Here is a 26497-nt window from a genome sequence, read left to right as displayed (position 1 = left end):
GAGACTTATATAAGTTGCGTATGTGATCCCGTTGCGGCAGTCCCCGATCCATGTGTCCGATGAGGTACTCGACGACCTGCGGTTGCGACTGCGCTTGACGCGCTGGTCCGATGACGCGGGCAACGAGGATGGGTTCTACGGCGTCCGCCGCGACCTGCTCGAGGAGCTCGTCGACTACTGGCGCACCGACTTCGACTGGCGCGCAGCCGAAGCCGGGATCAATGCCTACGACCACTACCGCGTCGAAATCGACGGTGTGCCCGTGCATTTCATGCACAAGCCGGGTGTCGGTCCGAATCCCACGCCGCTCATCCTCACCCACGGCTGGCCCTGGACCTTCTGGCACTGGTCGAAAGTCGTGGACGCACTGGCGGATCCGGCCGCGCACGGCGGCGACCCAGCCGAAGCCTTCGACGTGATCGTGCCGTCCTTTCCCGGATTCGGCTTCTCCACGCCCGTCGAGAAGCGCCCGGATCTGAACTTCTGGAAGGTCGCCGACCTCTGGCACACCCTGATGACCGAGGTCCTCGGCCACTCCCGCTATGCCGCCGCGGGCTGCGATGTCGGCGCCCTGGCCACCGGCCAGCTCGGCCACAAATATGGCGCGGAACTGCTCGGCATCCACATCGGATCGGGCCAGCGCCTGGACCTGTTCAACGGCGACCGGGCCTGGGATATCACCGGCGGCCGTCCACTACCGGACGGGGTGCCCGAACCGGTCCGGGACCGGATCATCGAGCTGGAACACCGTTTCGCCGTGCACCTCGCGACGCAGATGCTGGCGCCCAGCACCCTCGCGCACGGTTTGTCGGATTCGCCCGCAGGCATGCTGGCCTGGATCCTCGAACGCTGGATCAAGTGGAGCGATTGCCGCGGTGACATCGAATCGGTCTTCACCAAGGATGAACTGCTCACCCATGCCACCGTCTACTGGGCGACGAACTCCATCGGCAGCTCGATCCGCATCTACGCCAACCACAATCGCTACCCCTGGACCCCGGACCATGACCGCCACCCGCCGATCGAAGTCCCCACGGGCATAACCTTTGTCGCCCACGAGAATCCGCCGGGCGTCTCCACCGATCAGCGCGTCGAGGCCTACCTCGCCAGCGATCGCGCCGATTGGTACCACCTCGTGAACCTCACCGCCCACGACCACGGCGGTCACTTCATCCCTTGGGAGATCCCCGACCTGTGGGTGGAGGATCTCCGCCGGACCTTCCGCGACCGCCGCTGACAGCCCTATTCGCCGGTGCGCGTCAGCGCGAAAACCGGGATCTCCCACTCGACCTTGGCCTGGAAGTCGGCCAGGAACGGGGTGGCCACGAGCTGACGCTCCCAGAGCTGGGCCCGCTCGGCGCCGGTGACCAGAACCGCGGTCACCGGCCAGGACTCGGTGCCCACCTCGACGGTCGCGGCCGGATCGGCGACCAGATTGAAATACCAGCCGGGACGATTGGCGCGTCCACCGTTGGCCGCGAAAACGACCAGCCGATCACCGTCGCGCTGAAAACCCAGCGGCCAGGTGCGGGATTCGCCCGACCGTGCGCCCGTGGTGGTGAGCAGCAGCAGGTCGATATCGGCGAACTGGCCGCCCACCTTCCCGCCGCCGGCCCGGAATTCCTCGATGACCTCGTGCTGCATTTGCTGTCGTGCGGTATCGCTCATGCGCGGTTGCAACTGCGCAGTGCCGCTGGATATTTCGATCCGGCGCCGGTCATGTCCGCGGAGTCGATCAGGCCGGGGTGCAGACGATGGTGGCGTACTTGGCGGTGCCGCCCCACTGGGTCTGCGCCTCGCCCTTGGCCTGATGCGTTCCGGTCTTTGCCTGCACCGTGATCGTCGGCAGGGTGTCACCGCCCCAGGTCTGCGCCGTGCAGCTGTACTGCGCCGGCGCGGCCTGCGCGACGGGGGTTCCGATCACGCCGAGGACGGGCCCTACCGCGAGCAACGCCGCGGGCAGTCCCACCAGAAAACGAACGCTCACAAAACTCTCCAATCGCAATTCGAGGGCAACCTATCGGACAGCAGCCGATTCTTGCATGCCGACCCGATCCGTGCGGTACTGTCACGGACAAATTCGACAATTCGGGAGCTGAGCGATCATTCAGGTGGTCGCGACGACGATCTGCTCCGAAGTCGACGGCCGCAGACCGTCGGTGCGGCCGGTGAAATAGCGCTCGGTGAGATCGTCCGCGGAAACATACTGTGCCGCAGTGAATCCGGACTCCAAGGCCAGGGCCACGATCTCCTCGGGGGAGTAGAAGCTGATGAACGCGTTGCCGGCGGCGCGGGCCATGCGCTCGGTGTCGGCGCGACCGGGCTGTTCGCCGGGTTCCACCAGCTCGAGCGGGAGCGTGAAGGTGGTCGCGAAAGTGGAACCCGGCGCGAGTTCCGCCGCCTGACGGAAGGTCGCCGCATTCGCCTCGGCCGTCAGATACATGGTGACCCCGGTGGAGGCCACCACCGCGGGGCGCTTCGGGTCGAAGCCGGCCGCGAGCAGCCGCTCCCACCACGAATCGGTCTCGAAGTCGACCGGGACCAGCGTGAGGTACTCCGGCACCCCGTAACCCAGTTCCTCCAGACGCCCGCGCTTCCACTCTTGCGGGCCGATCTGGTCGATCTCGAAAATCCTTGTGCGCGCGGCGATATCGGGGCGCCGCTGAGCGAGGGTGTCGATGCCCGCGCCCAGCAGCACGTACTGATCGACGCCCTGCGCCGACTGCTGGTCGACCAGATCCTCGATCAGCCGGGCCCGCGCCGCGATGGTGGCGCGGATGCGGGCCGTGAAGCGCGGATCCATATCCGGCCGGTTCCGCCACCCGGCGTCCGGCGCGGCCAGTCGCAGGCCGACCTCGTCCTCGAGCACGTGCGGCTGCGGATCGACCAGCACGTGCAGCGCCCGCCAGAGGGCCACGCGCAGGGCGGTGTCCTCGGGGGCAATGGTTTTCAGCATGGTTCAGGCCTTGCCGGGCGCCGACAGCACCCAGTCGCGGCCGTCGGGGTCGCGCACGGTGAGTTCGCGGGTGCCGTAGTGGGTGTCCTCGAACTCGGTGGTCACCTCGAGGATCGGGTCCGGCCGGAATTCCTGCTCGTCGGTCACCTTCAGTACCAGGCTCGTCTTGGTCTCCTGGCTGGGCGGGACCTCGGCCAGGAACAGGTACGGGCCGGTGCGGTGCCGCAGCATGCCGGAGTTGTGGTCGGTGGCGAACTCGAGTTCGAAGCCGAGGGCCTCGTAGAACTTCGCTGCCCGGCCCCAGTTATGGGTTTCGAGAAATACCGCTTCAATGCCTTCGATGCTCACGTCAGGCCTCCTGTCCTACCGAATCTCAGTGCTGGCGTGGGTCGTCCAGATATGACCGCAGCGCATCGGCCACCAGTGCCGACAGTGACATGCCCTCTTCGATGGCATGCATCTTCACCTGCTTGATCAAACTGATCGGCAGGTACACGTTGAACTGCTTCACATCTTCGTCGCCCACGAGACAAGGCTAGCATGCTAGCAACCTAGCCGCTAGTCTTTCCGGTGAGAAGGTGGACAGGCAGGTCAGCTCGCGATCTCGACGGCCTTCTCCGTGTAGACGCGGTAGCCGAAGTCCGGCTTGTAGCCGTGGATTTCCGGGGTGTCGAGGTCGCGAATGAAGTCGAGGACCTGGCGGCTGAACAGCTGGCCGGGGACCAGAACCGGGAAGCCCGGGGGATAGGGCGTCACGAAGGTGGCCGAGACGACGTCGATTCCGGCGTCGAGACGCTCGTAAATCTGGTCGCCACTGAGGTATTCGCAGTTGGTGTCGTCGTAGAAGAGGTAGAAGGCCCGGCGCACATCGCCTTCGGGGGTCGGCTCGCTACCGCTGTGATCGAGGAAGGCGGGGTGGAAGCCACCGACGTCCGGCAGGGGCACCGAACGTTCGGTCAAGCGGTACACCGCCTGCTCGAAATGCTCACGCTCACCGAGACTCATCTCGGAGATGTTCTGGTCGAGATCGCGGGCGATATTGACCAGCACCTCCACCAGGAAGGCCACCGAGCTACGCGTGGTGCCGATATTTGTCATGAACAGCACGCTGTTGCGGGAGGTCTTGTTGATCTGGATCCCGGAGTGATCCATCAGCTGTTCGCGTTTGAAGGTGTCGCCGTCGTAGCCCGTGCGGCCGATGGAGAGGGTGATGCGGGACGGGTCGAGGACGAATTCGTCCTGCTCCCAGGCGGCCATCATATTGCGCAGGCCCGAGCGCAGCGGCTGGGCGATGGCCGACGGGCGGAAGCGTTCCGGGATCAGATCGGTGGTGCGCAGACAGTTCACGTACTTGCTGAGCAACGGATGATTGTCGATCGCATCGCGGAGCTGCATGGCGTTCTCGATCTGCCGCTGCACCAGTTCGACGCCTTCCAGCGCCATCTGCCGGCGGCCGAGATCCAGCGACGCGAGAATCTGATAGTTGGGCGAGGTCGAGGTGTGCGCCATGTAGGCCTCGTGGAAGGACTCCGCGACCTTCTGCTCGAAATCCTGGTCGTAGACATGGATCATCGAGCCCTGCCGCAAGGCGGTGAGCGTCTTGTGGGTCGACTGGGTCGCGTACACGCGCACGCGGGCCCGCGCCGGGTCCGGGACGAGCCGACGGTTCAGAAGCTCCTCGTCGCTGGGTGTTTCGCCGGTCAGCGACTCCTCGAAGCGGCGCATGCTCTCCGGCTCCTGGAGCCGCTCGCGCAGGGCGCGCGCCGAGGCCATGGCCGTGCGCGTCCGATAGACCGGGTGGAAACGGGCGAACGCGAACCACGCCTCGTCCCACAGGAACACCAGATCGGGTTTGATGGCGAGGCATTCCTCCATGACCCGCTCGACGTCGTAGACGATGCCGTCGAACGTGCAGTTCGTCAGCGACATCATCTTCACGCGGTCGAGTTTCCCGGCGCGGCGCAGGGCCAGCAGTTTCGACTTGATCTCGCGCAGCGGGACCGCGCCGTACATCGAGTACTCGTTGAGCGGGATATGCGTCCAGGTAAACGACATTCGCGCCCGCGAGCATCATGCCGTAGTGATGGGACTGGTGGCAGTTGCGATCCAGCAGCACGATATCGCCGGGCGCGACGAGCGCCAGGGTGACCACCTTGTTGGCCGTCGACGTGCCATTTGTGAGTTGACGATCGACTTGCCCTGCGAAATCGGCAGTGCGTGAAAGACACCCGTGGGCCGGTGACTGTATTGCTTGAGCGCACTGAAGAACGGGGTGTGATAGCGCGTCGCCACGCCCTGCAGGATCGACAGGTGCAGTTCGAGCATGCCTTCGCGGGCGTGGAAGACCCGGCGGAAGTACTTGCCCAGGCGGCCCGCGACCTCTTCGACCTCGACCTCGGTCATCAGGTACAGGTCGAGTTCGGGCCGCAGCTTCGCCATGGAGACCGCGAGAATCTGCGCGCGCTCCTCGGGTGTCTGGTGATCGGCCAATTCGTGCGAGATGTCGTTGTCGGCGAATTCCGACAGCGCCGACAGGTCTCGTGTCGACTGGTGTGAGAACCGCCGCCGGATGATCACGGCCTGCAGGTTGACGTTCAGCCGTGCCGCGATGAGCGCCTCGTCGCCGCTGGCGACCACCACCAGTTCATAGACGAATTCGTCGTCGGGGCGCCGCCATTTACGGACCTCGTTGCGCAGCGCCCGTTCCTGGTCCTCGGTCATCTTCTCGACCACGAGGACTTCGAAATAGGGGCGGTCGCGTTGAGTGGCCGAGGCATGTTCGAGCTGCCGCGGATCGGCCGGGAACATATCCAGGTCGTCGGCGCCCGCGTTCTCCACATCGCCCGAGCGATACGACTCCGTCGTCAATGCGCGATTGATCCGTGCGACCGCTTGGGCGAACTTGTCGTAGCTGCCCACCACGAAAAGCCTTTGCAAGCGCGCGAATTGGGGTGAACCGGGATAAGCCCAATAAGGTTCCAGGGTGCTCAGGCGCGCGAGCAGTTCCTTGCAGACGCCGGCCCATTTGTCTTTCGATTCGCCCGTGGTGGTCGGGCGGGTCAGCCGATCGGAGGCTTCCTCCAATCGGCACCAGGAGTCGCCGCGGACCTGCCACAGACTGTTGTAGGCGCGCAAATGTTCTGTCATGGCGGTCCTATCCCGAGTCACCGTGGCTCGTCCGACGCGGGTCAAGGTTCGCAAACTCGTCTCGCCCGCCGGTGACATGCAGTCGAACAGCGCACATCCGTCATGTGACAGTGCGGGCGGCCGCTGCTGCGGGAGTGACCTTGATACCGGGGGCGTGCGCCGCGCGGAAGTCCTCGGCATGATCGATGAAGATCATTTGTGCGGTTGATAATTCGTCCTGGTGGCCTGATCAGAGGAGGAATCCGGGTGGTTGGCTCGAAATGGCGGGTCGCGGCCGTTGCCGCACTCGGAATTCTCGTTGCGTGCAGTGCACCGAATGCGGGTGCGGTGCCGTTCGGAAAGAATCCGGACGGCAGCGTCGCGCCGCCCGGATCGAACGACTGGAGTTGCGTGCCGAGCGCGGCGCATCCCGAGCCCGTTGTGCTGATTCATGGCACGTGGGACAACCAGAACGCGTGGGATGTGCTCGCGCCGCGGTTGAAAGCGGTTGGGTACTGCGTGTTCTCGCTGAACTATGGGCGGGATACGTCGAGTGTGCTCGGGGCGATCCCGGGGCAGTACGCGACCGGGGACATTCATGCTTCCGCGCAGCAGATCGGCGCGTTCGTGGAGCAGGTGCGCAGTGCGACCGGTGCGGCGAAGGTCGCGCTGGTCGGGCATTCACAGGGTGCGGAGGTGGCACGGCAGTATGTGCGCTTCGATGACGGCGCCGACAAGGTCGGGCATCTCATCACACTGGTCGGACCCAATCACGGGATGAGCCTGTGGGGTCTGCTGGCGAATCGTGTTCCGGCCCCGAACGGTCCGGAGTGGCTGGCCGCGCCGTTCACCGGAGTCGCGGTGTTGCAGCAGCTCACCGGCAGTGAGTTCCTGCGCGCACTCAATGCGGACGGCGATACCGTCCCGGGCATCGCCTACACCGCGATCGCGAGCCGGCTCGACGACGTCTCGACGCCACCGGAGGCGACCTTCCTGCGGGCCGGTCCCGGCGCGACCGTGAACAACGTCATGGTCCAGGACCTGTGCCCGGCCGATGCGTACCTGCATGCCACGCTGCCGCAATCGCCCACGGTCGCCTACATCATCGAGCGGGCCCTCGATCCGGACTTCGAGGGCACTCCCTGCCCCTGACTCAACAGGCTGCGCGAGTCGGCAGTCGCAGGGATTGCCCTGATGCGATGGTCTTGTTGCCGATGGGTGTGTCCAGGGTGACGGCCGGTCCTGACTCGGCGGTGACCGTGGTGCCGGAGGATTCGATGCGTACCGTCAATCGGGTGTCGCCGACGGCGAGGCCGTGCACGGTCATGCCGTCGGGAAATCCGCTGGGCAGCATCGGATCCAGGCGCGCGCCGGTATCTGTCCAGCGTAATCCGGTCGGGCCATACAACAGTCCCTGCAGGAAGCCCGCCGATCCCGTGATGAAGATCCACGCCGACTGACCGAGCGCATTGGCCCCCGAGCGGTCACCGCGCGCCTCGGATTGGAATCCGTACGGCGCACGGACGTACGGTTGCGCGGATCGGTCGAGGTATTCCTGTGTGCGGCACGGATCGAGCTCAGCGCTGAGGATCGCACCGACACTGTTGCTCATGTTCGGGCCGCCGGGATCGGTGCGGTCGAAGTAATAGTGCAAGGTGTCCGTGGGTGAATAGCCTTGCGCGGCATAGGAGAAGGGGTAACTGAGCAGCACCGTGTCGGCCTGCTTGATCGGCGCACCACCGTAACCGAGGTATTCGGCCGGCACACCGGGTGCGATATCGCCCGGCATCGCCATATTCGCCTCGATATCGGCCCACCGCGGATCCACCGGCAAACCGGCACGCTGCGCCGCCAGTGCCGCAATGCGCATCGTGTTCATGACCCCGCCATTGGTCAGCGCATTGTCCACCGTCACCGACACATACTCATCGGAGCCTGCCGCCGGAGCGTAATGGTATTTCCCATCAGGCAGTTTCGGCCCGACCCGCGCAGCCAGATAGTCCGCGATCGCCACGATCACCGGCGCACCCGTGCTGCGCAGCCACGCCTCGTCGCCGGTGGCCACGAAGTACTGCCACTGCGCCAAGGCGATCTCATTGTGCAGATGCTCCTCGGTGAACCCACACACCGCCGGTGACGCGCATTGCTGAGCGGGCCCGTCGTCCCACGGATACATCGCACCCGGCAGCCCGTAACCCCGCGCATTGCTTTCCGCCTGTGGCAAGGCCGCGGCACGGAAATCCACCACCGTCCGCGCGAGTTGCGGATACAGCGCGAGAAGCGTTGGGAATATCCATGTTTCAGCATCCCAATAGGTCAGCCCGCCATAGTCATCCGACGACAACCCCGCCGGCTGCAACGACCACCGATCGCCCTCACGCACACTGGACAGCACCGCATACAACGCGCTGCGCACCCACCCCCGATAGTCATCACGCCCGGCAATATCGATGGCAGGCTGCCACAACCGATCCCACGCATTCGCATGCTCGCCATGGACGGCATCGAACCCGGCGGACCGACCCGATTCCGCGGCAGCGGTGGCCTGAGCCTGTGGGTCCGCGCCGTAATCGGTAGACGAGATACCGACGTACTTGACGAAGGTCTCGGACCGGCCGTCCTCCACAGCCGCGTCATACCGGATCCCGCTCCCATCCGGCAACGACGTCCCCACCATCCCCGCTGGAGTCTCATCACCGGAGACAATGAACGCCGTGTCCTGAGTCCCCTCAGCGCGAACACCGACCGAGATTCGATGCTGCGCAGCATCAGCATTCGCACTCACCGGCGTCACACGCCGCGCCGCCGAACCATCGATCGCATCGGTGACATCCAGCCGACCGGAAAACCGAGGCTTGATCGTCAGCTTCTGCACAGCCAGATCGGGCCGCGCCCGCGAAACAAAAGTCTCATAACGCAAATCCACCCGATGATCCGCATCCGGCACCCACTCCGCCGTAGTCGTCACCGTCGCGCCCCGAAAATCCAACGTCTGCCGATAATCCCGCACCGCCGCCGGATCCACCCCCGGCCCGTAGTCCTTCCCGCCCACACTCACGGTGAACCCCGACCAGGCCGGCAACGCCGCAATCACCTGAGTGTTGTTCCACACGTTCTGCGAAAGTGCTTGCCGCGCATAGAACCCCGCCAAATACGTCCCCGTATACCGCGACTGCAGCAACGGAAACGAGGTCTGCACCCCCTCCCCATAATCGTGATACCCACCCCCACTCGGCGGCACCACAGTCCCGATCCGCCCATTCCCCAAATACGGCGCCGCATGAAAATCCTCCGGCGCATAACTCTCCGAATCAGCCGCCCACCCCACCCCACCGTCCCCCTGATCAGCCCCGGCCCCCGGCGCCACCCCGACCAGCACCGCCGACAAGACCAGCCCCACACCCAACCCTCGACCGGCACAGGCCCGTCTCCACGCCGCCACCATCCGCCCATCGTCGAAGACCCACCAACCAAGGTCAAGCACCCCAGCCGCCCCCAGTTCCACCGGGGCGTTCACCGCGACGCGGAAATGGTCCGGCACTTCTAGGTCATTGGGTGCGTTGAGCCTGGTAAGACGGTTTGCACCAGACGAAGGAGTTTGCCGTGACCATTGTTGGAACCGTGCTCGGATGGCTCCTGACGGTGTTTTTGCTGATCCTGATCGTGCGGTTGATTGTCGATTGGGTGCAGACGCTGAGTCGGGGTGACGTTGCACCGTGGACGTACAAGGTTCGGGCGTTTACCTACCGGGTAACCGAACCGGTGATCGCTCCGCTGCGGCGGGCGCTACCTCCGGTTCGGCTCGGCAGTGTGTCACTGGATCTGGCGTTCACCATCATCTTCATTCTCGTGCTGGTTTTGCGGTCTATCGCGTTCAGCCTGTGAGGAAGCCGTGGTGAAGCCGCCGGGTCAGTGGGCGGGAGCGGTCAGGTCGTAGACGACCATGTCGCCGATCTTGCGGGTCTGGGTGTAGTGGGCCTGGACCCAGTTGCGGATGTCAGCGTTGCCGCCGGGGTACCAGATGCCCTGGTCGGGATCGGGTTTCGGGGCATCGGGGCCGGTTTCGGCCGGCTTCTTGTCGGTGCGCCACGCGTCGGGCAGATGCACCTGGGTGGTGAGGTAGTAGGTGATCTGGTGATTGCGGACGTAATCCTGGAACTGGGACAGACTCGGCACCGGATCCTCGGAGAGGAAACCGCCGATCGCGAGAACCGAAGTGCGACTGGCCAATTCCAGCCCGGCGGCAGGGGAGGAGCGGTCGATGGCAGCCGACCACATGGTATCGGTGCCCTGCAGCAGGGTGACCAGCTGTGGGTTGACGTCACCACCGAAGATGGTCTGAATCTGCTTGCGGAACAGGTCCATCGGGCCGGGCTTCTCCGGCATCTTCGGGCCCACGGTCGGACCGCCACCCGTGTGTGACTCCGGCAGCGTGGCCACCGCGTAGGCGGCCGAACCGGCCAGACCCGCGAGCACACCGATCGCCAGCAGCAGCGCGGTCGCCCGGCCGCGGAAGCGATCCCAGCGCGCGGCCGGCGGCAGCGCCAGCACCAGCAGCCCGACCGCCGCGACCACGGTCACCGCCAGCTCGGTCCAGCGCAACCACGGCTGCCAATGGGAATTACGCTGCAGCACAACGAAACCCCATATACCGGCGGCCAGAATCAAGGCGGCACCGCCCACGCGGCCGATCACATCGGCCCGCCGGCGCCACAACTCGTACACGCCGATGGCGAACGAACCGGCGATCGCGGGCGCGATGGTCAGCGTGTAGTAGGCGTGCATGCCGGACTTCATCTCGGCGAACAGCACACCGTCGATCACGACCCACAGGCCGAACACCAGACTCGCCCCACGCACCAGATCCGCGCGTGGCGCCCGCCATCGCGAAATCAGCACCAGCAGGAACGCGACCAGCGCCGCAGGCAGCAGCCACGAGATCTCGAACGCGATCTCACCGGTGAACAAGCGGTCCGGCCCAGCGCCGGAGAAACCACCGAAACCGCCACGGAAGCTCTTCGGGATTTCGTATCCCTCGGGCAGTCCGAAAGGATTGCCCTTCTTGCCTCCACCGATATGGTTCTTGCCGAGATACCGCGAGAAACCGTTGTAGCCCAGCACCAGATCCATGAACGTGTTGTCCTTGGACCCGGCCAGATACGGCCGCGACGATTCCGGCCACAGAATGGTCAGCAGCACATACCAACCCGAGGACACGATCAGCGCCACCAGCGCACCCAGCGAATGCAACACCCGGTTGCGCAGCGTGGTCGGCGCGACGATCAGATACGCCAGGCCCAGCGCGGGTAGCGACATCAGACCCTCGAGCATCTTCGCCAGGAACGCGAAGCCCAGCGCCACACCCGCGAGGGCCAGCCACTTCCAGCTCGCCTTGGGCAGCGCCCGGATCGTGCAGTAGGCGGCCGCGGTCATGCACAGCACCATCGCCGCGTCCGGATTGTTGAACCGGAACATCAACGCCACCACGGGCGTCAACGCCAGCACCAGACCGGCCAGCAGGCCGGCGGCGCGGCTGTGGGTCGCCCGCGCCACCGCGCCGTACATGAGGGCCACGGCCAGCACGGCCATGATTGCCTCGGGTGCCAGCATGCTCGCACTGCTGAATCCGAAGATCTGACCGGACAGCCCCATGATCCACTGCGAGAGCGGCGGCTTGTCGACGGTGATGAAGTTGCCCGGGTCCAGCGAACCGAACAGCAGGGCCTTCCAGTTCTCGGAACCGGCCCAGGCCGCGGCGGCGTAGAAGTTGTTGCCCATCCCGTTGACCGTGATGTTCCACAGGTAGGCGGCTGCGGTACCGATCAAGAGCACCGCCAGCGCGAGCCGCTCCCAGCGGCGGGCAGGTGGCAGGGTCGCGGTTCCGGTGGTGGGCGGCGTGGTCGGCTCGGACGGGGCCAGCTCGGCTGTGGTCGCTGTCACCGCGGCGAGTCTTACCAACGAGCCGGTGAGAACCCTGGCTCGAGGCTGGGAATCTGCTGTGAGTCGAGGTCGGGTGATCTCACTATCCTGTTGGCATGAGCCCAAGCACGACAGCGCTGGTCCGCATCGATCCGGACCTGGACGCCGCCACGACGCTCGGCCCCGAAGACGACCCCGCCGCCGCGGGCCTCACTCCCGGCGAAGTCGATGCCATCTGGCAGTCGGTGCAATCCTGGTATCGCCTGGGCACTACCCCCGCCATTCAGGTCTGCCTGCGCCGCAACGGCCGGATCGTGCTGAACCGCGCCCTTGGGTACGGCTGGGGCAATGCCCCGACCGACGGACCCGGTACGGAGAAGCGGCTCGTCACCACCGAATCACCGTTCTGCGGATTCTCCACGGCCAAGGGCGTTTCCGCCGCGGTCATGGCCATGCTCATCGAGCAGGGCGCGTTCGCGCTGAGTGACCGGGTGTGCGAATACATTCCGGAGTTCGCCGCGCACGGCAAGGATCGGATCACCATCGCCGATGTGCTCTCGCATGCGGCGGGCGTGCCGTTCATCTCGCCGCCCTATCGCGGGCAGGAGCTCGTCCTCGACGAGGAACTGGCGGTGCGCGGGCTCGCGGATCTGGTGCCGAGCTGGCGGCCGGGCATGTTCCGCGTCTACCACGCACTCACGAGTGGCCTGATCCAGCGGCTGCTGGTGCAGCGGGCCACAGGCAAACGCATGCGGGAACACTTGCAGGAGCAGGTGCTCGATCCACTGGGCTTCCGGTGGAACAACTTCGGGGTCCGGCCCGAGGACGTCGACGAGGTGGTGCCGAGCGTCAAGGTCGGCCCGGGCCCGTCGCGCGTCTGGAAGCATCTCGCAGGCCGAGCGCTCGGCGGCGGATTCTCCGGCCCGAGGTCCGCCGACACCGAACGCGCGTTCCTCACCGCCGAACTGCCGTCCGGCAATCTGATCACGACCGCCTTCGAGCTGTCGCGCTTCTACGAGATCCTCGCGCGCGGCGGCGAATTGGACGGCGTCCGCATTATGCAGCCCGAGACGCTGCGCGCCGCAATACACCCGTCGCGGTGGATCCCCGGCGCGGCCGGGCGCGTGTCGATCGCCGGCTACGAGCTCGGCGGCCGCCGCTCCAAGTTCGGCGACCACACCGAATCCCATTTCGGCCGTAGCGGACTGACCACCCAATACGGCTGGGCCGATCCGGCACGCGGACTGTCCGGGGCCATCCTCACCAGCGGCAAAGCCATCGCGGACGCGAACCGGCCGTGGCAGCTGGTCGCCCAGATCTCCGCGGTGATGCGCCCGTAACCCGGTGTCGCGCGCCTAGACTGGGCCGGACTGCAGTCACTGAGGGGGAGCGGATGACAGTATTCATTTGCGGCGCCGGACCGACAGGACTCGCCCTGGCCTGCGGGTTGCTGCAACGCGGCATCGACGTCAGGCTCGTCGACGCCGCCGCGGAGCCCGCGACCACCTCCCGCGCCTTGGCGGTGCAACCGCGAGGCGCGGAAGTACTGGACCGGCTGGACGCTCTCGGCGATCTCCCGCAACGCAGCATCACGACTATGGGCCTCACCTTTCACGAGGGTGCCCGCGACCTGCTCACGGTGCGAATGGGCGAGAGCCCGGTCGCCGGAAGCAGCCAATCGATCCTGCTGGTTTCCCAGGCCGAGGTGGAAGGGCAACTGCGGCAGCGGCTCTCGGAGCTCGGCGGCACGGTCGAATGGGGTGTCACACTCACCGACGCCGTGCCATCCGCCGACGGTGTGACCGTCACCCTCGACAATGCGACAAGTACCCGCGCCGACTGGCTGGTCGGCTGCGACGGCGCGCACAGCACAGTCCGCAAGCTGGGCGGCTTCGCTTTCCCCGGCGAAGCCATTATCGAGCGGTTCGGGCTCGCCGATGTCCGCGCGCACCTACCGATCGGCCGCGACGGCACCCATGCGTGGGCGCATCGGGACGGTCTGCTGATCGCCTTCCCGCTGCCCGGCGACAACCTCTGGCGCCTGATCGCGCCCCTGTCCTCGGACGACACGGATGTCCTGGCGGAACTGCACCGCCGCATGACCGAACTGCTCAGCAGCGCAATCGAATTCGACAAGGTCGAGTGGGCATCGGTATTCCGGATCCAGCGCCGCCTCGCCGACCACTACCGATCCGGGCGCCTCCTGCTGGCCGGCGACGCCGCCCACATCAACAGCCCCTTCGGCGGCCAGGGCATGAACACCGGATTCGGCGATGCGGAGAATCTCGCCTGGAAGCTGGTACTCGTCGCCAAAGGCCTGGCCGTCGAGCAACTCCTCGACACCTACGAAACCGAACGGCGCCCGGTCGCCAATGAAGTGGGCGCCGGGACCACACTCCTCACCCGCATGATGCTGGGCGGCAATGCCCTGATCCGCACCTTCCGCGACCGTGTCGCACTACCGCTCGCGCGGCAATCGTTCATCCAGAGCCGGGTCCGGGCAGCCGGTAGTCAACTCGGCGTCTCCTATCGCGGTGGTCCGCTGGCCAGCTCGGGCCGCCGGCGAGGTCTCCCGACCGCAATCATCAGCGACCTCGCGGCCGCACACAGCGGTGATCGGGTGCCTGACGTGAAATGCCGCCTGGCCGATGGGGAGACGGCGCAGCTGCACCGAGCCCTCGGCGGTCGTTGGGCGATGCTCGTTCCGGATGGTTCCCCTACGCCAGCCTTGCAGCGGCTGGGCGGGGAAGTGATCACCCTGGTCGCCGACGTGCCGGAGCCGATGCTGGTGCGCCCGGACGCACATCTCGCATGGCGGGCGAGCCGCGCGAGCATGGGATTGGACGGCTACCTGGATCGGGTGTCCCTGCACCGATAGCAGCTGGCGGCAGTCGTCAGTTGAGGTTGGCGAGTTTGCCTTCGAGCAGTGTGCGCTCGCTCTGGTTGCCGCACAGCCCGATCGCGAGCTCGAGCTCACAGCGAGCCTCCGCGACGCGGCCGAGCCGGGTGAGCAGCTCCCCGCGCACGCTGGGCAGCAGATGTGAATTCGACAGGGCAGCTTCGGTTTTCAACTCGTCGACGATGCGCAGCGCCGCCGCCGGACCCGAAGCCATGGACACCGCGACCGCGCGATTGAGTTCCACGACGGGCGGGGCGAACTCGAATTGGCCACGCGCACCACAGCGAAACCGCTGCCGCCCACCGAGGACGGGACGGTCGAATTCAATATCGAGATGCTGCAGGACGGCGTGGTGATCACCGAAGGGCTGGTGGCCTTCCGGCGCACCGGGCGGCTGCCGATCTTCGGGGTGCGCGCATGAGCACGGTGTATCTGGACTTCGGTGGAGCGGGCGCTCGGCGAACGGGCGGCGGGGCTGGGCGCGGTGATCCGGCGCGGTCACACCGTCACCGCGGTCGAGCAGGACGGGGCCGGTGTCACCGTGTCGGTCCGTGACGGCTCGGAAAACTACACGCTCACCGCCGAATACGGCGTCGGGTGTGACGGGCCGCGCAGTATCGTGCGCGAGTCCGGGAACTTTCCCATCGTGGAGTATCCGCCGACACTGCGGGCCATGCTCGGCATGGCGCGGCTGCCGCATCCGGAGCAGCTGCGGCCCGGCTGGCAGCCCACCCCGCGAGGCTGGACGCTGTTGAACCTCAACAGATTCGGGTCCAGCCGCATCATCACCTTCGAATTCGACGGGCCCGATCCGGATCGGCATCGGCCCATTACCGCCGACGAGTTCTCGGACACGGTCGAGCGCATCACCGGCCGGCGCGTCGACCTGGAGGATTTGGCGTACACCAGCCGATTCAGCGACTACAGCCGCCTGATCACCCAGTATCGTGACGGGCGCCTGTTCGTCGCCGGTGACGCCGCGCACGTGCACTATCCGCTGGGCGGGCAGGGGCTGAACACCGGGTTGCAGGATGCGGTGAACCTGGGCTGGAAGCTGGTATCGGTACTGCGCAACAGCGCCGATCCCGCTGTGCTGGACAGCTATTCGACCGAGCGGCAGCCGGTGGCCGCGCGCGTCATCGAGAACACCCGGGTGCAGGCGATGTTGATGAATCCGCGCACCGAGCACGATCCGCTGCGCGCGTTCATCAGGGAAATGCTCAGCAACCCCGATGCGCACGATCGGCTGGCCGATACGGTCAACGGCCATGCGGTGAGTTATCCGAGCGCGCCCGGCGATGGGGAGTGGGCGGGGGAGTTCTTCCCGAACATCACCGTCGAGGTGGCCGGGCAGGGACCGCGTGCGGTCACCGATCTGCTGCAACGCGGGCGGGCAGTGCTACTGCTGGCTGATGCGGGAGCCGGGCGCTTCTCTCATCCATTGGTGGATGTCGTTGCGGTACAGCAGCTTCCGGACGATATTCCAGCGGCCGTACTGATCCGGCCCGACGGCTATGTGGCTTGGTCGGGAGACCGCGTCGACGGCCCCGACGGTGCCCGGACCCGGGATTCGCTGCTGCGCTGACCTTCTGGCTGGGTGCGGCGTCGGCATCGCCGGCGGACCCCGTGGCGGCGGCCCGCGGGGAGCACGCTTGAGTTTGCCGGAGAATCCCTGGACTGCGGACTCCGCACTTGTTCGTTACCATCGCCAACCATGGGTGGCGGGCGGTATCGCGGTGAGTGACGGTGAATGGTTGGTCATCGAGACCCTGTCGGACTCCCCGACCGTGGTTGCCGCCGGATCGCGGGTCCGCAAATGGCGGCCCCTGAGCAATGTTTTCCGAGGCAGTTCGCTGACCATGGTCCAGAAACTGGTGGGTGTGGTCGTCGACAATTTGAAGGATTCGCAATCTCTCGTCGACCTCACCCCCGGCACCCGGCTGGCGTACGCGCGTCCGATTCTCGGTCCCGGCCGGCAGGTGCATGCGCTCATGGTCTGGCTGGGCAGCCGAGACGAGAATCCACCGGCGCCGCCGCGTGCTCTGGGCTGGTCCTGGGACGTCACCGACCCCGGGCGGCCGAGCACGGTGTCGCACCCGGGCAGCGCCGACTTCTACGGCTTCCCGCCCGGTACGGAACCCACCCTCACCGATCTGCTGTCGACACTCACCGACTTGCGTGACACGGCCGAGGTGCTCACCGCGGTGGACACCGCCGAACCCGATCACGCCGGGACCGGTGAATGGCTCATGCGCCGCCCCGATGGGCGAATGATGAAGTTGCGCTACGCCTTCCGGGCGGCTCGCTTGGACGGCCGGCTCTACCTGCACGGCATCTGCCAGGAACTACCGGACCACATCCCCGGACCAGCCGACCTGCTCGCCGTCGACGTGCTGGGTGCGGTGGCGGCCGACCGTCCCACCGCCTTGGTGCACACGAAATCCGGACATGTCCGGGCCTGGCTGACTCCGCCGCCGGATTCGCTCCCGTCGGATGTCATCAGCGGTGATGCGCCACTGTCCGGCATCTTGCCGGTCTCGCTGCCGGGACTACCGGAATCGACGGCGTTGGGTGTGTGGGAGTTTCGTTCACGGCGACAGTAACTATCGCCGCCACGTGGTGGGGAGCCTAGCGTCGATCAGGTGGGCAGCGTGCGGCGGCGGCCGCTGAAAACGGTTACGGGAGTCAGTGGTTCGGCGGACGTGTACGCGGCCGCGGTGGATCCGGGGCGATCGACCTTGGAGTCGGTGATCGAGATCGCCAAGATCGCGGAGGCCAACAAGTTCGATGCGTTGTTCGCGGCGGACCTGCTCAGTTTCGGGGCGCAGGGAGCCATCGGCGCGCAGGAAACCGCTGATCGTCGTGTCGGCGTTGAGTTCCGCGACCAGCCATGTCGGGTTGATCGCCACGGTCACCACCACCTATCACCATCCGTTCAATCTGGCTCGGCTGTTCGGGACGCTGGATCACGTCAGCAATGGGCGGGGGGCGTGGAATGCGGTCACCTCCTCGGTGGGCGAGGAGAATTACGGCGCCGGGGACCTGCCGAGTCCCGAGGAACGGTATGCGCGGGCGGCGGAGTCGCTCGAGGTGATCAATGCGCTGTTCGACAGCTGGGGGTCCGGGGCGCTGACGCCGGACGGGCGCGGCGGGGCCGTCCTCGACGCGTCGCTGGTCCGGCCGATCGACCATGCGGGTGAATACTTCACCGTGCGTGGGCCTTTGAACATCCCGCCGCTGCCGCAGCGGCGTCCGGTGCAGTTCCAGGCAGGCCAGTCGGCGGCGGGGATCGAACTCGGTGCGCGATTCGCCGAGGTCGTCTTCACGTCGCTGCCGACACTGGAGGATGCGGTCACCTACACGAAGCAGATCCGCTCCCGCGCAGTGGAATTGGGCCGTTCGGAGGAGCTGCCGCTCATCATGAGCTCCTTCCATGCGACCTACGGCGCATCCGAGGCCGAAGTGCAGCGCCTGGTGCGCGAGCGGGAGGAAGCCACCGATTTCGAGGCAGGGAGGCTAGCGCTCGCCGACATGTTCGGCGGCGGAATCGATCTCACCGATCTGCCGCTGGACCGGCCGATTCCCGAGAACCTGCTACCCGACGTGCAGTCGGTGCAACGCCGCCGCGGGCGAGTCGATATCTTCACTGCCTTCGCGCGTTCGGGAAAGACGCTGCGGGAGCTGATCATCGCCGCCAAGGACACCGGCCACTGGGCGCCGGCGGGCACGCCGGATCAGCTCGCGGACGCCATCGCCGAGCGCTACGACGCGGGCGTCCTCGACGTCATCAGTCTCGGCGGGCTCGCAGACCCGCGCACGCGGGACTTCGTGCTGAACGGTCTGCTCCCGGAGTTGCGCCGGCGTGGAATCGTCGGCACCGACTACGTGGGCGCCACTTTCCGCGAGAACCTCGAACTGCCGCCGCTGCCGGCGCCCTAGCTGCCGCGCATCATCCACCCGGATCGGTCGTCGCACAGCATGATGCAGCTCGGCATCGGTTGATCGGGCGGCAGGATGGTCGAGCCGGGTCCCGGATCGCAGAGCATGATGCAACCGCTGGGGAGTCCCCATCCGGGTTGCGGGTAGTCCGGGTTTCGGTAGCCGGTCCCGGCCATGGCCGGGACCATTGCCGCGGCGGCCACGGTGAGCGCGAGTGTGGTGAGGACCGCCATCGTCTCGATCCCTTCTGACAGCGGTGGTGCGCGCCGGACGGCGACATTGCCACGGCGCGACAGCAGTCACCTGCCCGCTGTCACGGGCGCCAAACCTGCCGGGCAGGGTCGAAGGGGGAAACGGCTGCACGGTGGTGCTCACCCGGATTGACATCGGGCGAGCTCAACCGGGGTTTTCGCTACCGACCGTCCGGTGCTTCCGCACGCGACAGGCGAGTGAGTTCGACCGTCGCCGCACGCAATTCACCGACTTCGTCGAGCGGCTCGAGATATCCGACCCGGGTCACGGCCACACCACGCGGCGTCGTGACCCGCAGATCCAGGCCGTACCGATCGGCACGCTCGCAGACGGCCGCGGTAGCGTCCGGGAATCCGCCGCGGGCCTGCACCATCGCCAGCAGCGCATCGGCGTGATCGTCATTGAGATGCGTGACGGCCCGACCGGCCAGCGGCACAATCGGATCCGCGGCGGCCGCGGCGTAGTCCTCGGCACTCGCGGAATCCATCCGCCCGTATCCGCCGACCCAGCGGACGCGCTCCACCCGCACTACCCACAGCGTGAAGTCACTGAAATCGATGTAGTACTTGGCCGCGGGCACAGCCGCCATGTACGCCTCACGCGCGGCGGTAGCCTCCTCGCCCTCGGGCTTTTCGGCTCTGCCGGCCAAGGTGATCCGCGCACCCGCCAGCGGATCATCCGGCAGGTCGGGTGACACCACGGCGAGGCTGGCTCGCGCATCGCCGGCCAGGTTCCGGCCGTGCTCGGCCAGCCGGGACACGCACAGCACCGGCTGCCCATCGAGCAATCCGTAAGTGACGAAGGACGCCCACGGCGACCCGCCCTCGGTGAGGGTCGCCAGGGTCGCCGTATTCGTCGCCGCGACAATTGTTCTCGCCTCTTCGGCCGCGCTGGGCCGGGCGTCGTTCAGAATCGCTGTCAGCGGTAGCGGAGCCGAGGGAGCGTCGCCGGGATCACCGTGGTCGAGGGCCATGCGACACAGGCTACGGGCCGGTCGGTCGCCCAGCCAATAGCGCCCAGCCGGTCAGTGCGCCTCGAGGTGGGCGGCGGCCATGATGGCCTGCCACGGGGACGCATCGAAGATCAAGGTGATCGCGGTGATGCGGCCGGCGCGCAGGCGGAAGTGCTCGGCGGTGCGCTGGATACCGGCGGGGGAGTTGGTATGCAGGTCGTAGACCAGGACGGCATCCGTCTCGCTGTAGAACTCGGTGATCAGGTCGACGTGGTCGGTGATCTGAACCAGCTGGTCGATGCCCGCGAGATGACCTGTGGGGCTGTCGGATTCGATGAATGGGCTGCGGAAGTGGAAGTCGTCGTCGAGTTGCGCGGCGGCGGTGGGGATATCGGCGCGCAGGCGGGCTCGGTGGTAGGTCTGCACGGCCTGCCGGGCCTCGGAATCCGTTGCGGTCATGGTGTTCTCCAAGTGCTCAAGGGGCCGGGTTCGTGTCGTCCGCGGCGAGGTATTGCTCTATCCGTTGCTGGTTCTCGACCACTCGAAGGCACAAATGCCGGAGCTGCGCGAGCTCGTCCGCACTGAACCCCGCGAAGATGGCCGACATTGCTCTATCGGTGGGCTGCCGGAAGGAATCGAGCCATTCCCGTCCCGCGTCGGTGATCGCCACTCGCACGCTACGGCGATCGCGGGGATCCGGGACACGGCGTACGAGCTCGTTGCCCTCGAGAGTGTCGACGAGCCCGGTGACATTGCGAGAGCTCACGCCACAGGCCCGGGCCAGCTCGCCGATGCTCAGCTCGTGATCGGCGGCGCCGAGCCGGCCGAGCACATCCAAGGCGCCGGTGCTCAGCCCGCGCCCGCCCGCGCCTCGTGAGCGGAGCCGGTCGACAGCTTGCCAGGCCGATCGCAGGGCCGCCGCTGCTTCGAGTGCGTCGATCCCGTTGTCGGCGGCCAGCATTTGCATCGATTGACGGGTACCAGGGTCATAGAGAAGTCCGTCCGTGCCACGGATGCTCCGGGCCGGAGATTTATGTACGTCATTCATTATGTAGGAATACTTTATTGCACTGGGCTGGTGACGGCAATGGTTTCGAGTCGTTCCGCGAGCGCCCGGCTGTGACGCAGGAACGCGGACAGCGCAGGAGATTCGGTATCCGGAAGCCAGGCCAGGACCGAGACGATCGGCTCGGCATCGGCGACCGGAATGCAGGGCAGACTGCGCGGGAACTGTCCCACAGCGGAATCGGGCAGCAGCGCCACCGCGCGATGCGTGGTGACGAGATGCGTGAGTTCCCCGCCGTCGCGGACCGCGAGCGGGTGCTCGGGTGCGAGGACCGCGATTTGGCTGTGCGCCTGCAGGTGAAGTGTGCGCAGTCCGGTGAGATCGTTGTTCGGCCGGGCGCACCGCGCCGGCCACGGCATCCAAGGCGCGAATTCCCGCGCGCAGCAGCACCTTTCCAGGATCGGTGAGTTCGACGCTGCGGCTGGTGCGTTTCAGCAGGGTCACTCCCAGTCGACAGCAGCGTGGATCGAGGCGGCGTACGGACGCTTGGACGTGCTGGTGAACAATGCGGGCATCTCCGGTCCCCGAGAGAGCCAGGTACCCGGGTCGACTGTCCTCGAGACGCTGCGGGCGGTGTTGGACACCAACGTCTTCGATGGCCCGAATGACCGACCCGCACGACTACTTCGCAGGGTTGCCCGCGTATCTGGGCTACCCGCCCTCCAAGTCCGCGCTCAACCATGTGACCGTCCAATACGCGAAACATCTTGCCCCGGACGGCATCCTGGTCAATGCCGCCGACCCGGGTGCCTGTGCGACGGACTTCACGGCCGGGATCCCCGGGGTGACCCGGTCCGCCGCCGATGGCGCACGCGTAGCTGTCCGCCTCGCCACCCTCGACGATGACGGCCCCACCGGCGGCTATTTCAATGACGCCGGCCGGGTGCCGTGGTGAAGCCGCAGGGGCGAAACGGGTCCCGTATCTCAGCTTCCGGGTAAAATCACAGAATATTCTCGGTGAAGTCACAGCAACCGGCGCGGACACATCGCAAGACCAGCTCACGGCCCACCAGCACCCCGAAATTTCGATCCGGAAACGATTCGATCAACGAGATCCGTTGTCGTCGTTGGCAGCTCGGCTGCCGGTTCGGGTGACCTGAAACCCCAGTTGCAAGTACCTTGAGAGGTAGGTGAGCGTTGTATGAGGGAACAGGGGCCGAGCGATCGATACCAGGGGCGTTGACATTTCTCGCAGCACATTTCTGCGAGGTGTACTCGGGGTCGCGGCGGCCACGTGGGCGTCTGCCACATGGTTGCCTGCGGCGCATGCCGACCCATCGCCGTCCGCGGCGGACATCGCCGCCGGCGCGAACTGGGGTGAGCTGCAGAACCGGATCCAGGGCCAGGTCGTCCTGCCCACCGACGGCGGATACGGCGCCGCCAAACAGATCTTCAACACCCGGTTCGACGATCTGCTGCCGGCGGCGGTCGTGCAGGTGTCCTCCGCCGAAGACGTCGCGGCGGCAGTCTCTTTCGCGGGCGAGAACGGGCTGCGATTCGCCGCCAGATCCGGCGGCCACTCCTATGCGGGAGTCTCGTCCGCAACCGGGGTGATGATCATCGACCTGCGCGGGCTCGCGGGCGTCGACTATGACAGCGGATCCGCGGTGATCGGGCCCGGGAATGCGCTCAGCGATGTCTACCAGGCCCTGGACGGCTACGGGCAGACGCTGCCGACCGGCATGTGCCCCTCGGTGGGAATCGCCGGGCTCACCCTCGGCGGTGGCCTCGGCTTCGAGTCCCGCACCTACGGCGTGACCTGCGATCGGCTCACCGGGGCGACCCTGGTGCTGCCGGACGGCACCATTACGCAGGTCTCCGATACTTCGCGGCCCGATCTGCTGTGGGCGCTGCGCGGCGGCGGCCAATTCGTCGGCGTCGCAACGTCGTTCACCTACAACACCTGCCCGGCCACCTCGAAAGACGTTGTCGCGATAACCTTCCCCGGCGACCACGCGGCGCAGGCCATCGCCGGCTGGCAGCAATGGCTGCGGACCGCCGACCACAGCCAATGGGCCGACGTCAGCATCGATGCCGACGGCCACGGCGGGCTGCGATGTTGGATGCAGATCGTCTGCCCCGCAGACAGCGGGGACAGCGTGGTCGACGCGCTGTCCGACGCCATCGGAATGCGGCCGCTCACAGTGGAATCCCGGACGCTGTCGCATATGGACGCGATCGTCTACCTCGCCGGCGGCAGTCTCACCGAACCGCGGGCCAGTTTCACCAACGGCTCCGATATCGTCGCCACACTGGACCAGAACGTGATCGGCGTGATCATCGAGGCGATCACGGCCTTCTCGCAGGCCGGGAACACCGGCTGGGTGCAGATCAATACGCTCGACGGCGCGGTGCGTGACACCCCGCTCGCCGAGGCCGCCTACCCGTGGCGCAATCATGCCGCGATGGTGGAATGGGGTGCCTACCAGCCTATTCCATCCGAGATCGCGATGGCCTGGGTGTTCGCGGCGCATCAGCTGATCAGATCCGCCTCCTCCGGCGGCTACGTCAACTACCTCGAGCCCGGCGACCGGATCGAACGCTACTTCGGCGACAACTGGAGCCGTTTGAAGGCCGTGCGCAATACCGTCGACCCGGACAACAGGATCTACACCGTGCTGGTGGACTGATTCAGAAGCCGATGGCTTCGCGCAGCAGCAGCACGGTGCCGCGCCCGGGAATGAGCTCCCCGTTGAGCACGAGCAAGCGGTTCACCACGCTGGGCTGACCGTAGACCGCTCGGGCGCGGTCGCTTTCGAGCGGGAGTGCGTGTTCTTCGACGCGGCGCAGCGCGGTGGCGAGGTCCGGGACGATCTTCTGCGCGCCGACGATCCAGATCGCCCGGGCGGCGCCGCCGGCGTACGAGGGGATCTGGCTGCCGGTGGCGGACACGGCCACCAGGGAGCCGGTCTCGGTGACCGCCGCGACGCTGCCCACGACGACATCCGGGCTCGCCAGCAGCTGGCGGAACTCGTCGGCCTGGGCGACGCGATCCATGCTCAGGACTCGTGCCTTGACCGACGTGGAGCGGTCGCCGGCATTGATGTCCTTGTCGATTCCCGACAGGCGGAGAGTCTCACTGGCGCCGGTGAATACGCTGCTGCCCGCGGGAATCAGCTCCTCGATGCGAGCCCGGGCGGCCGCGGCATCGTCGAGAATCTCGGCGGTGAAACCGTGCGCGGTGAGCGCGGCCGCCGTCCGCGCCAGGCTCTCCTCGGAGGCGGCCTCGGTGAACTGTGCTGCTGGAACTGAAGTGGTCATGATCGTCTCCCGGAGTCGATATCGATGGGCGAGTGCCGCCCATGTGTTTCGACGACACAGCTCTCCGGAATGTCAGGCGCCGGGTCAGGGCTTGCGGGCCACTCCGGCATAGCAGGAGACATCGGCGTCGTAAGACGGTGAGACCTCGGTCATCTGATCGGCCCGCCACCGATGCGGCGGCACCACCCCCGGCTCCACCAGATCCAACCCACGGAACAATCCCGTGACCTCGTCATGAGTGCGCTCCTGCGCCGTGATCCCGCGAGCGCGATAGATCGCCCGCGCCGTCGCCACCTGCTCGGGATCGAAATCCGCTGTAGCGGTGCATATCACGAGATACGACCCAGGAGCGAGCGCATCGACGAACGCCGACATGATCTCCTCGGTCCCCGAGTCGACGAAGTGCAGCAACGCGATCATGCTCAACCCAACCGGCTCGTCCAGATCGAGCACCTCCCCGAGCTCCGGCGCCTGCAGGATGGACTTCGGCTCGGTGACATCCCCATGAATGTAGGTCGTAGCCCCCAGCCCACTCCCCGTCATCAACGCCCGAGCATGCGCCAGCACCAGGGGATCGTTATCCACATAAACAACCCGAGCCCCAGGCTCCCCCCGCTGCGCAATCTGATGCAGATTCGGCTCGGTAGGAATCCCCGTCCCGATGTCCAAAAACTGCCGAACCCCCATGTCGACGAGGAACCGAGTACTCCGCTGCATGAACTGCCGATTGGCCCGAGCCGCAGTCCGAATCCCCGGCCACACCTTCAACACCTCGGCAGCAGCCTGCCGATCAACCTCATAATTATCCTTCCCCCCAAGAAAGTAGTCATACATCCGCGACGAATGAGGCTGCCCCAGCCCAATTTTCCCGTCCATCACCCCACCGCCTCAATCGCCCATCCCGATCAGAAACGCACCCGCCCAGGCTAACCGATCCGCGTATCACCCCAACCGCGTTCGCCTGTGCCCGCCGACACTCTCTAACCGAGATAGGGCGTACCCCGCTGCTCCTCGTGGTGCCGCAGTCGCAGTCGAACCGTGTCGTGCACGGGCAACTCCGCCAGCTCATCCATGGTCAGGAACCGAACTTCCGTGGACTCGTCGCTGACCTCGATCCGCCCACCGACGACCCGACCGTAGAACGTAACGTTGAACTCCTGCCGAATCTCACCATCGCCGTACTCGATGATGTGCTCCGGATCGGTGTAAATGCCCAGCAGACCGGTGATCTCGATATCCAGCCCGGACTCTTCCTTGGTCTCCCGGACCACACACTGCTCCAGCGTCTCCCCGATGTCCATGATCCCACCCGGAAACGACCAGTTGCCCGAGTCGCTCCGTCGCTGCATCAGAATCGCGCCGCGCTCGTCGACCACCAGCGCCGAGCCGCCCGGCACCAGGCTGTTCGCCTTGGGAGCACTGGGGTCCCGATAGTAGTCATGCCGACTGCCCACGAGCCACCTCCCGCTCATAGGGGGCCACCGTGCCCCAGATCTGTTCCACCTGATCGGCAAACGACGAAAAGATGCCGTGCGGGGTCAGCTGCCGGAGATACATAGCAGGGTGTTGATACCCGCGAGCGCGCACCAGATACGGCGTCACGATCATCTTGTCATCGAACCTGAACACCGAGTTGTACAGATGCGTAGTGTGCAGACCGATTGTATCCAGGCGTATCGGTCAGCTGCCCGAACATGTTCAGCGCATTGCGAATACGCCCCGCCAGTGTCCCGTTCATCTGCTCCAGCGCATCACGCTCCAGAACATGAGCACAATCAGGATCCGCGAAAGCCAGCCGCACCCGCGCCCCCTGCCGGCACTTCGATGCGATCAGCTGCGGTGCATTGGGAAGCAGCTCGAAGACGAACGGATAGGCATACCCGTTGATGTCGATCTGCTCGGTGGCCCCTAGAACGAGTGAAGTCCAGAGATCGTTCGGTATCTCGGCGCGATGCGCATACGCGCCGAGTACCTCCGCAGTCGCAGGCGCACCCGCACTCAGATCAGGCCGAGCCTGCGGCCAGGGCCCATCGGGCCTTGACCCCGGGTAGTGGACACGCTTGATCTTGGTCTCAGACCAGGGAAAGCGAGAAGATCTACCCGATGTCCAAGAACTACAACGAAGAG

General features: G+C 66.2%; 27 protein-coding genes and 4 pseudogenes. 11 read left to right on the top strand and 20 right to left on the bottom strand.

Translation table 11 applies throughout. The features are described from left to right. Positions 1 to 22 precede the first annotated feature (22 nt). Complete coding sequence (locus ACH438_RS38665) at positions 23 to 1237, top strand: epoxide hydrolase family protein (protein ID WP_397014761.1); 1215 nt, start codon at positions 23 to 25, stop codon at positions 1235 to 1237. Between the two features lie 5 nt (positions 1238 to 1242). Here the strand turns inward: ACH438_RS38665 and ACH438_RS38660 are convergent, their stop codons facing one another. The 6 genes and pseudogenes from ACH438_RS38660 to ACH438_RS38635 form a co-directional block, all read right to left on the bottom strand. Beyond that, the gene (locus ACH438_RS38660; RefSeq protein ID WP_397014759.1) at positions 1243 to 1668 is read right to left on the bottom strand and encodes a nitroreductase family deazaflavin-dependent oxidoreductase; all 426 of its coding nucleotides are present in this window, start codon (positions 1666 to 1668) and stop codon (positions 1243 to 1245) included. Positions 1669 to 1735: 67 nt separating this feature from the next. Next, positions 1736 to 1987 (bottom strand): hypothetical protein, encoded by a 252-nt coding sequence (locus tag ACH438_RS38655; protein WP_397014757.1) that lies wholly within the window; start codon positions 1985 to 1987, stop codon positions 1736 to 1738. 120 nt (positions 1988 to 2107) lie between these two features. Further along, positions 2108 to 2956 (bottom strand): class I SAM-dependent methyltransferase, encoded by an 849-nt coding sequence (locus tag ACH438_RS38650; RefSeq protein ID WP_397014755.1) that lies wholly within the window; start codon positions 2954 to 2956, stop codon positions 2108 to 2110. A 3-nt stretch (positions 2957 to 2959) separates the two neighbouring features. Next, entirely contained in the window at positions 2960 to 3304 is a 345-nt protein-coding gene (locus tag ACH438_RS38645) for a VOC family protein (protein ID WP_397014753.1), read from the bottom strand. A 25-nt stretch (positions 3305 to 3329) separates the two neighbouring features. Next, positions 3330 to 3482: a ribbon-helix-helix protein, CopG family gene (locus tag ACH438_RS38640; RefSeq protein WP_397014751.1), complete on the bottom strand. Its 153-nt coding sequence runs from the start codon at positions 3480 to 3482 to the stop codon at positions 3330 to 3332. 65 nt (positions 3483 to 3547) lie between these two features. Then, a pseudogene (locus ACH438_RS38635) lies at positions 3548 to 6103 on the bottom strand (ornithine decarboxylase). Positions 6104 to 6349: 246 nt separating this feature from the next. On the opposite strand from ACH438_RS38635, the gene ACH438_RS38630 reads away from it, so the two are divergent. Continuing rightward, positions 6350 to 7234 (top strand): esterase/lipase family protein, encoded by an 885-nt coding sequence (locus ACH438_RS38630; RefSeq protein WP_397014749.1) that lies wholly within the window; start codon positions 6350 to 6352, stop codon positions 7232 to 7234. Between the two features lies 1 nt (position 7235). On the opposite strand, the gene ACH438_RS38625 is transcribed toward ACH438_RS38630, so the two are convergent. Beyond that, positions 7236 to 9482, bottom strand: a complete 2247-nt coding sequence (locus ACH438_RS38625; RefSeq protein ID WP_397014747.1) for a hypothetical protein — start codon at positions 9480 to 9482, stop codon at positions 7236 to 7238. Positions 9483 to 9685: 203 nt separating this feature from the next. On the opposite strand from ACH438_RS38625, the gene ACH438_RS38620 reads away from it, so the two are divergent. Further along, on the top strand, positions 9686 to 9967 hold the full coding sequence (locus ACH438_RS38620; RefSeq protein WP_397014745.1) for a YggT family protein: 282 nt from the start codon (positions 9686 to 9688) through the stop codon (positions 9965 to 9967). Positions 9968 to 9991: 24 nt separating this feature from the next. Here ACH438_RS38620 and ACH438_RS38615 read toward each other — a convergent pair whose 3' ends face one another. Continuing rightward, the gene (locus ACH438_RS38615) at positions 9992 to 12022 is read right to left on the bottom strand and encodes an ArnT family glycosyltransferase (RefSeq protein WP_397014743.1); all 2031 of its coding nucleotides are present in this window, start codon (positions 12020 to 12022) and stop codon (positions 9992 to 9994) included. 95 nt (positions 12023 to 12117) lie between these two features. Between ACH438_RS38615 and ACH438_RS38610 the strand changes: the two genes are divergently transcribed. Next, complete coding sequence (locus ACH438_RS38610) at positions 12118 to 13341, top strand: serine hydrolase domain-containing protein (RefSeq protein WP_397014741.1); 1224 nt, start codon at positions 12118 to 12120, stop codon at positions 13339 to 13341. 53 nt (positions 13342 to 13394) lie between these two features. Continuing rightward, on the top strand, positions 13395 to 14879 hold the full coding sequence (locus ACH438_RS38605) for an FAD-dependent monooxygenase (protein ID WP_397014739.1): 1485 nt from the start codon (positions 13395 to 13397) through the stop codon (positions 14877 to 14879). Positions 14880 to 14895: 16 nt separating this feature from the next. On the opposite strand, the pseudogene ACH438_RS38600 reads toward ACH438_RS38605, so the two are convergent. Then, positions 14896 to 15150, bottom strand: a pseudogene (locus ACH438_RS38600) (RNA polymerase subunit sigma-24); the annotation flags it as partial. A 15-nt stretch (positions 15151 to 15165) separates the two neighbouring features. Here ACH438_RS38600 and ACH438_RS38595 point away from each other — a divergent pair. The 3 genes from ACH438_RS38595 to ACH438_RS38585 all read left to right on the top strand — a co-directional run bounded on the left by ACH438_RS38595 (position 15166) and on the right by ACH438_RS38585 (position 17503). After that, on the top strand, positions 15166 to 15321 hold the full coding sequence (locus ACH438_RS38595; protein WP_397015061.1) for a hypothetical protein: 156 nt from the start codon (positions 15166 to 15168) through the stop codon (positions 15319 to 15321). A gap of 21 nt (positions 15322 to 15342) precedes the next feature. After that, positions 15343 to 16485, top strand: coding sequence for an FAD-dependent monooxygenase (locus ACH438_RS38590; protein ID WP_397014737.1), 1143 nt, complete (start codon positions 15343 to 15345; stop codon positions 16483 to 16485). A gap of 151 nt (positions 16486 to 16636) precedes the next feature. After that, positions 16637 to 17503: a GAF domain-containing protein gene (locus ACH438_RS38585; protein WP_397014735.1), complete on the top strand. Its 867-nt coding sequence runs from the start codon at positions 16637 to 16639 to the stop codon at positions 17501 to 17503. A 35-nt stretch (positions 17504 to 17538) separates the two neighbouring features. Here ACH438_RS38585 and ACH438_RS38580 read toward each other — a convergent pair whose 3' ends face one another. After that, positions 17539 to 17664: a hypothetical protein gene (locus ACH438_RS38580; RefSeq protein ID WP_397015059.1), complete on the bottom strand. Its 126-nt coding sequence runs from the start codon at positions 17662 to 17664 to the stop codon at positions 17539 to 17541. Here ACH438_RS38580 and ACH438_RS38575 point away from each other — a divergent pair. After that, positions 17603 to 18839, top strand: a pseudogene (locus ACH438_RS38575) (NtaA/DmoA family FMN-dependent monooxygenase). The gene ACH438_RS38580 and the pseudogene ACH438_RS38575 overlap by 62 nt on opposite strands. On the opposite strand, the gene ACH438_RS38570 reads toward ACH438_RS38575, so the two are convergent. From ACH438_RS38570 to ACH438_RS38550, 5 genes are all read right to left on the bottom strand, one after another. Next, a complete protein-coding gene (locus ACH438_RS38570; protein ID WP_397014733.1) occupies positions 18836 to 19072 on the bottom strand; it encodes a hypothetical protein in 237 nt (78 codons plus the stop codon). The pseudogene ACH438_RS38575 and the gene ACH438_RS38570 overlap by 4 nt on opposite strands. Before the next feature lie 179 nt (positions 19073 to 19251). After that, the gene (locus tag ACH438_RS38565; protein ID WP_397014731.1) at positions 19252 to 20064 is read right to left on the bottom strand and encodes a HugZ family protein; all 813 of its coding nucleotides are present in this window, start codon (positions 20062 to 20064) and stop codon (positions 19252 to 19254) included. 51 nt (positions 20065 to 20115) lie between these two features. Continuing rightward, positions 20116 to 20502, bottom strand: a complete 387-nt coding sequence (locus tag ACH438_RS38560) for a hypothetical protein (RefSeq protein WP_397014729.1) — start codon at positions 20500 to 20502, stop codon at positions 20116 to 20118. Positions 20503 to 20518: 16 nt separating this feature from the next. Then, on the bottom strand, positions 20519 to 21010 hold the full coding sequence (locus ACH438_RS38555; RefSeq protein ID WP_397014727.1) for a MarR family winged helix-turn-helix transcriptional regulator: 492 nt from the start codon (positions 21008 to 21010) through the stop codon (positions 20519 to 20521). Between the two features lie 95 nt (positions 21011 to 21105). Continuing rightward, positions 21106 to 21468 carry a hypothetical protein gene (locus tag ACH438_RS38550; protein ID WP_397014725.1) on the bottom strand — a complete coding sequence of 121 codons (363 nt, stop codon included), beginning with the start codon at positions 21466 to 21468 and terminating at the stop codon, positions 21106 to 21108. Between the two features lie 245 nt (positions 21469 to 21713). Between ACH438_RS38550 and ACH438_RS38545 the strand changes: the two genes are divergently transcribed. Both ACH438_RS38545 and ACH438_RS38540 read left to right on the top strand, forming a co-directional pair. Then, positions 21714 to 22004, top strand: coding sequence for an SDR family oxidoreductase (locus tag ACH438_RS38545; RefSeq protein WP_397014723.1), 291 nt, complete (start codon positions 21714 to 21716; stop codon positions 22002 to 22004). A gap of 358 nt (positions 22005 to 22362) precedes the next feature. After that, a complete protein-coding gene (locus ACH438_RS38540) occupies positions 22363 to 23739 on the top strand; it encodes an FAD-binding oxidoreductase (protein ID WP_397014721.1) in 1377 nt (458 codons plus the stop codon). Between the two features lies 1 nt (position 23740). Here ACH438_RS38540 and ACH438_RS38535 read toward each other — a convergent pair whose 3' ends face one another. The 5 genes and pseudogenes from ACH438_RS38535 to ACH438_RS38515 all read right to left on the bottom strand — a co-directional run. Next, entirely contained in the window at positions 23741 to 24370 is a 630-nt protein-coding gene (locus ACH438_RS38535) for an LUD domain-containing protein (protein ID WP_397014719.1), read from the bottom strand. Positions 24371 to 24454: 84 nt separating this feature from the next. Continuing rightward, complete coding sequence (locus tag ACH438_RS38530) at positions 24455 to 25246, bottom strand: SAM-dependent methyltransferase (protein WP_397014717.1); 792 nt, start codon at positions 25244 to 25246, stop codon at positions 24455 to 24457. A gap of 104 nt (positions 25247 to 25350) precedes the next feature. Next, on the bottom strand, positions 25351 to 25824 hold the full coding sequence (locus ACH438_RS38525; RefSeq protein WP_397014715.1) for an NUDIX domain-containing protein: 474 nt from the start codon (positions 25822 to 25824) through the stop codon (positions 25351 to 25353). Beyond that, on the bottom strand, positions 25808 to 25978 hold the full coding sequence (locus tag ACH438_RS38520) for a hypothetical protein (protein WP_397014713.1): 171 nt from the start codon (positions 25976 to 25978) through the stop codon (positions 25808 to 25810). The genes ACH438_RS38525 and ACH438_RS38520 overlap by 17 nt, the downstream gene beginning before the upstream one ends. A gap of 4 nt (positions 25979 to 25982) precedes the next feature. Then, positions 25983 to 26497 (bottom strand): annotated as a pseudogene (locus tag ACH438_RS38515) (hypothetical protein); the annotation flags it as partial.

It is taken from the genome of Nocardia sp. NPDC020380, from assembly GCF_044386975.1.
GTDB lineage: Bacteria > Actinomycetota > Actinomycetes > Mycobacteriales > Mycobacteriaceae > Nocardia.
The sequence above is the reverse complement of the archived record's forward strand: the minus strand, read 5'-3'. Positions and strand labels throughout refer to the sequence as shown.

Bases quoted from the DNA above. Each gene is read 5' to 3' on its own strand.
- ACH438_RS38570 (WP_397014733.1), bottom strand. From the start codon at position 19,072: ATGGCGGTCCTCACCACACTCGCGCTCACCGTGGCCGCCGCGGCAATG.
- ACH438_RS38545 (WP_397014723.1), top strand. From the start codon at position 21,714: ATGACCGACCCGCACGACTACTTCGCAGGGTTGCCCGCGTATCTGGGC.
- ACH438_RS38660 (WP_397014759.1), bottom strand. From the start codon at position 1,668: ATGAGCGATACCGCACGACAGCAAATGCAGCACGAGGTCATCGAGGAA.
- ACH438_RS38560 (WP_397014729.1), bottom strand. From the start codon at position 20,502: ATGACCGCAACGGATTCCGAGGCCCGGCAGGCCGTGCAGACCTACCAC.
- ACH438_RS38565 (WP_397014731.1), bottom strand. From the start codon at position 20,064: ATGGCCCTCGACCACGGTGATCCCGGCGACGCTCCCTCGGCTCCGCTA.
- ACH438_RS38530 (WP_397014717.1), bottom strand. From the start codon at position 25,246: ATGGACGGGAAAATTGGGCTGGGGCAGCCTCATTCGTCGCGGATGTAT.
- ACH438_RS38610 (WP_397014741.1), top strand. From the start codon at position 12,118: ATGAGCCCAAGCACGACAGCGCTGGTCCGCATCGATCCGGACCTGGAC.
- ACH438_RS38650 (WP_397014755.1), bottom strand. From the start codon at position 2,956: ATGCTGAAAACCATTGCCCCCGAGGACACCGCCCTGCGCGTGGCCCTC.
- ACH438_RS38555 (WP_397014727.1), bottom strand. From the start codon at position 21,010: ATGCAAATGCTGGCCGCCGACAACGGGATCGACGCACTCGAAGCAGCG.
- ACH438_RS38535 (WP_397014719.1), bottom strand. From the start codon at position 24,370: ATGACCACTTCAGTTCCAGCAGCACAGTTCACCGAGGCCGCCTCCGAG.
- ACH438_RS38605 (WP_397014739.1), top strand. From the start codon at position 13,395: ATGACAGTATTCATTTGCGGCGCCGGACCGACAGGACTCGCCCTGGCC.
- ACH438_RS38520 (WP_397014713.1), bottom strand. From the start codon at position 25,978: ATGATCGTGACGCCGTATCTGGTGCGCGCTCGCGGGTATCAACACCCT.
- ACH438_RS38550 (WP_397014725.1), bottom strand. From the start codon at position 21,468: ATGCCGTGGCCGGCGCGGTGCGCCCGGCCGAACAACGATCTCACCGGA.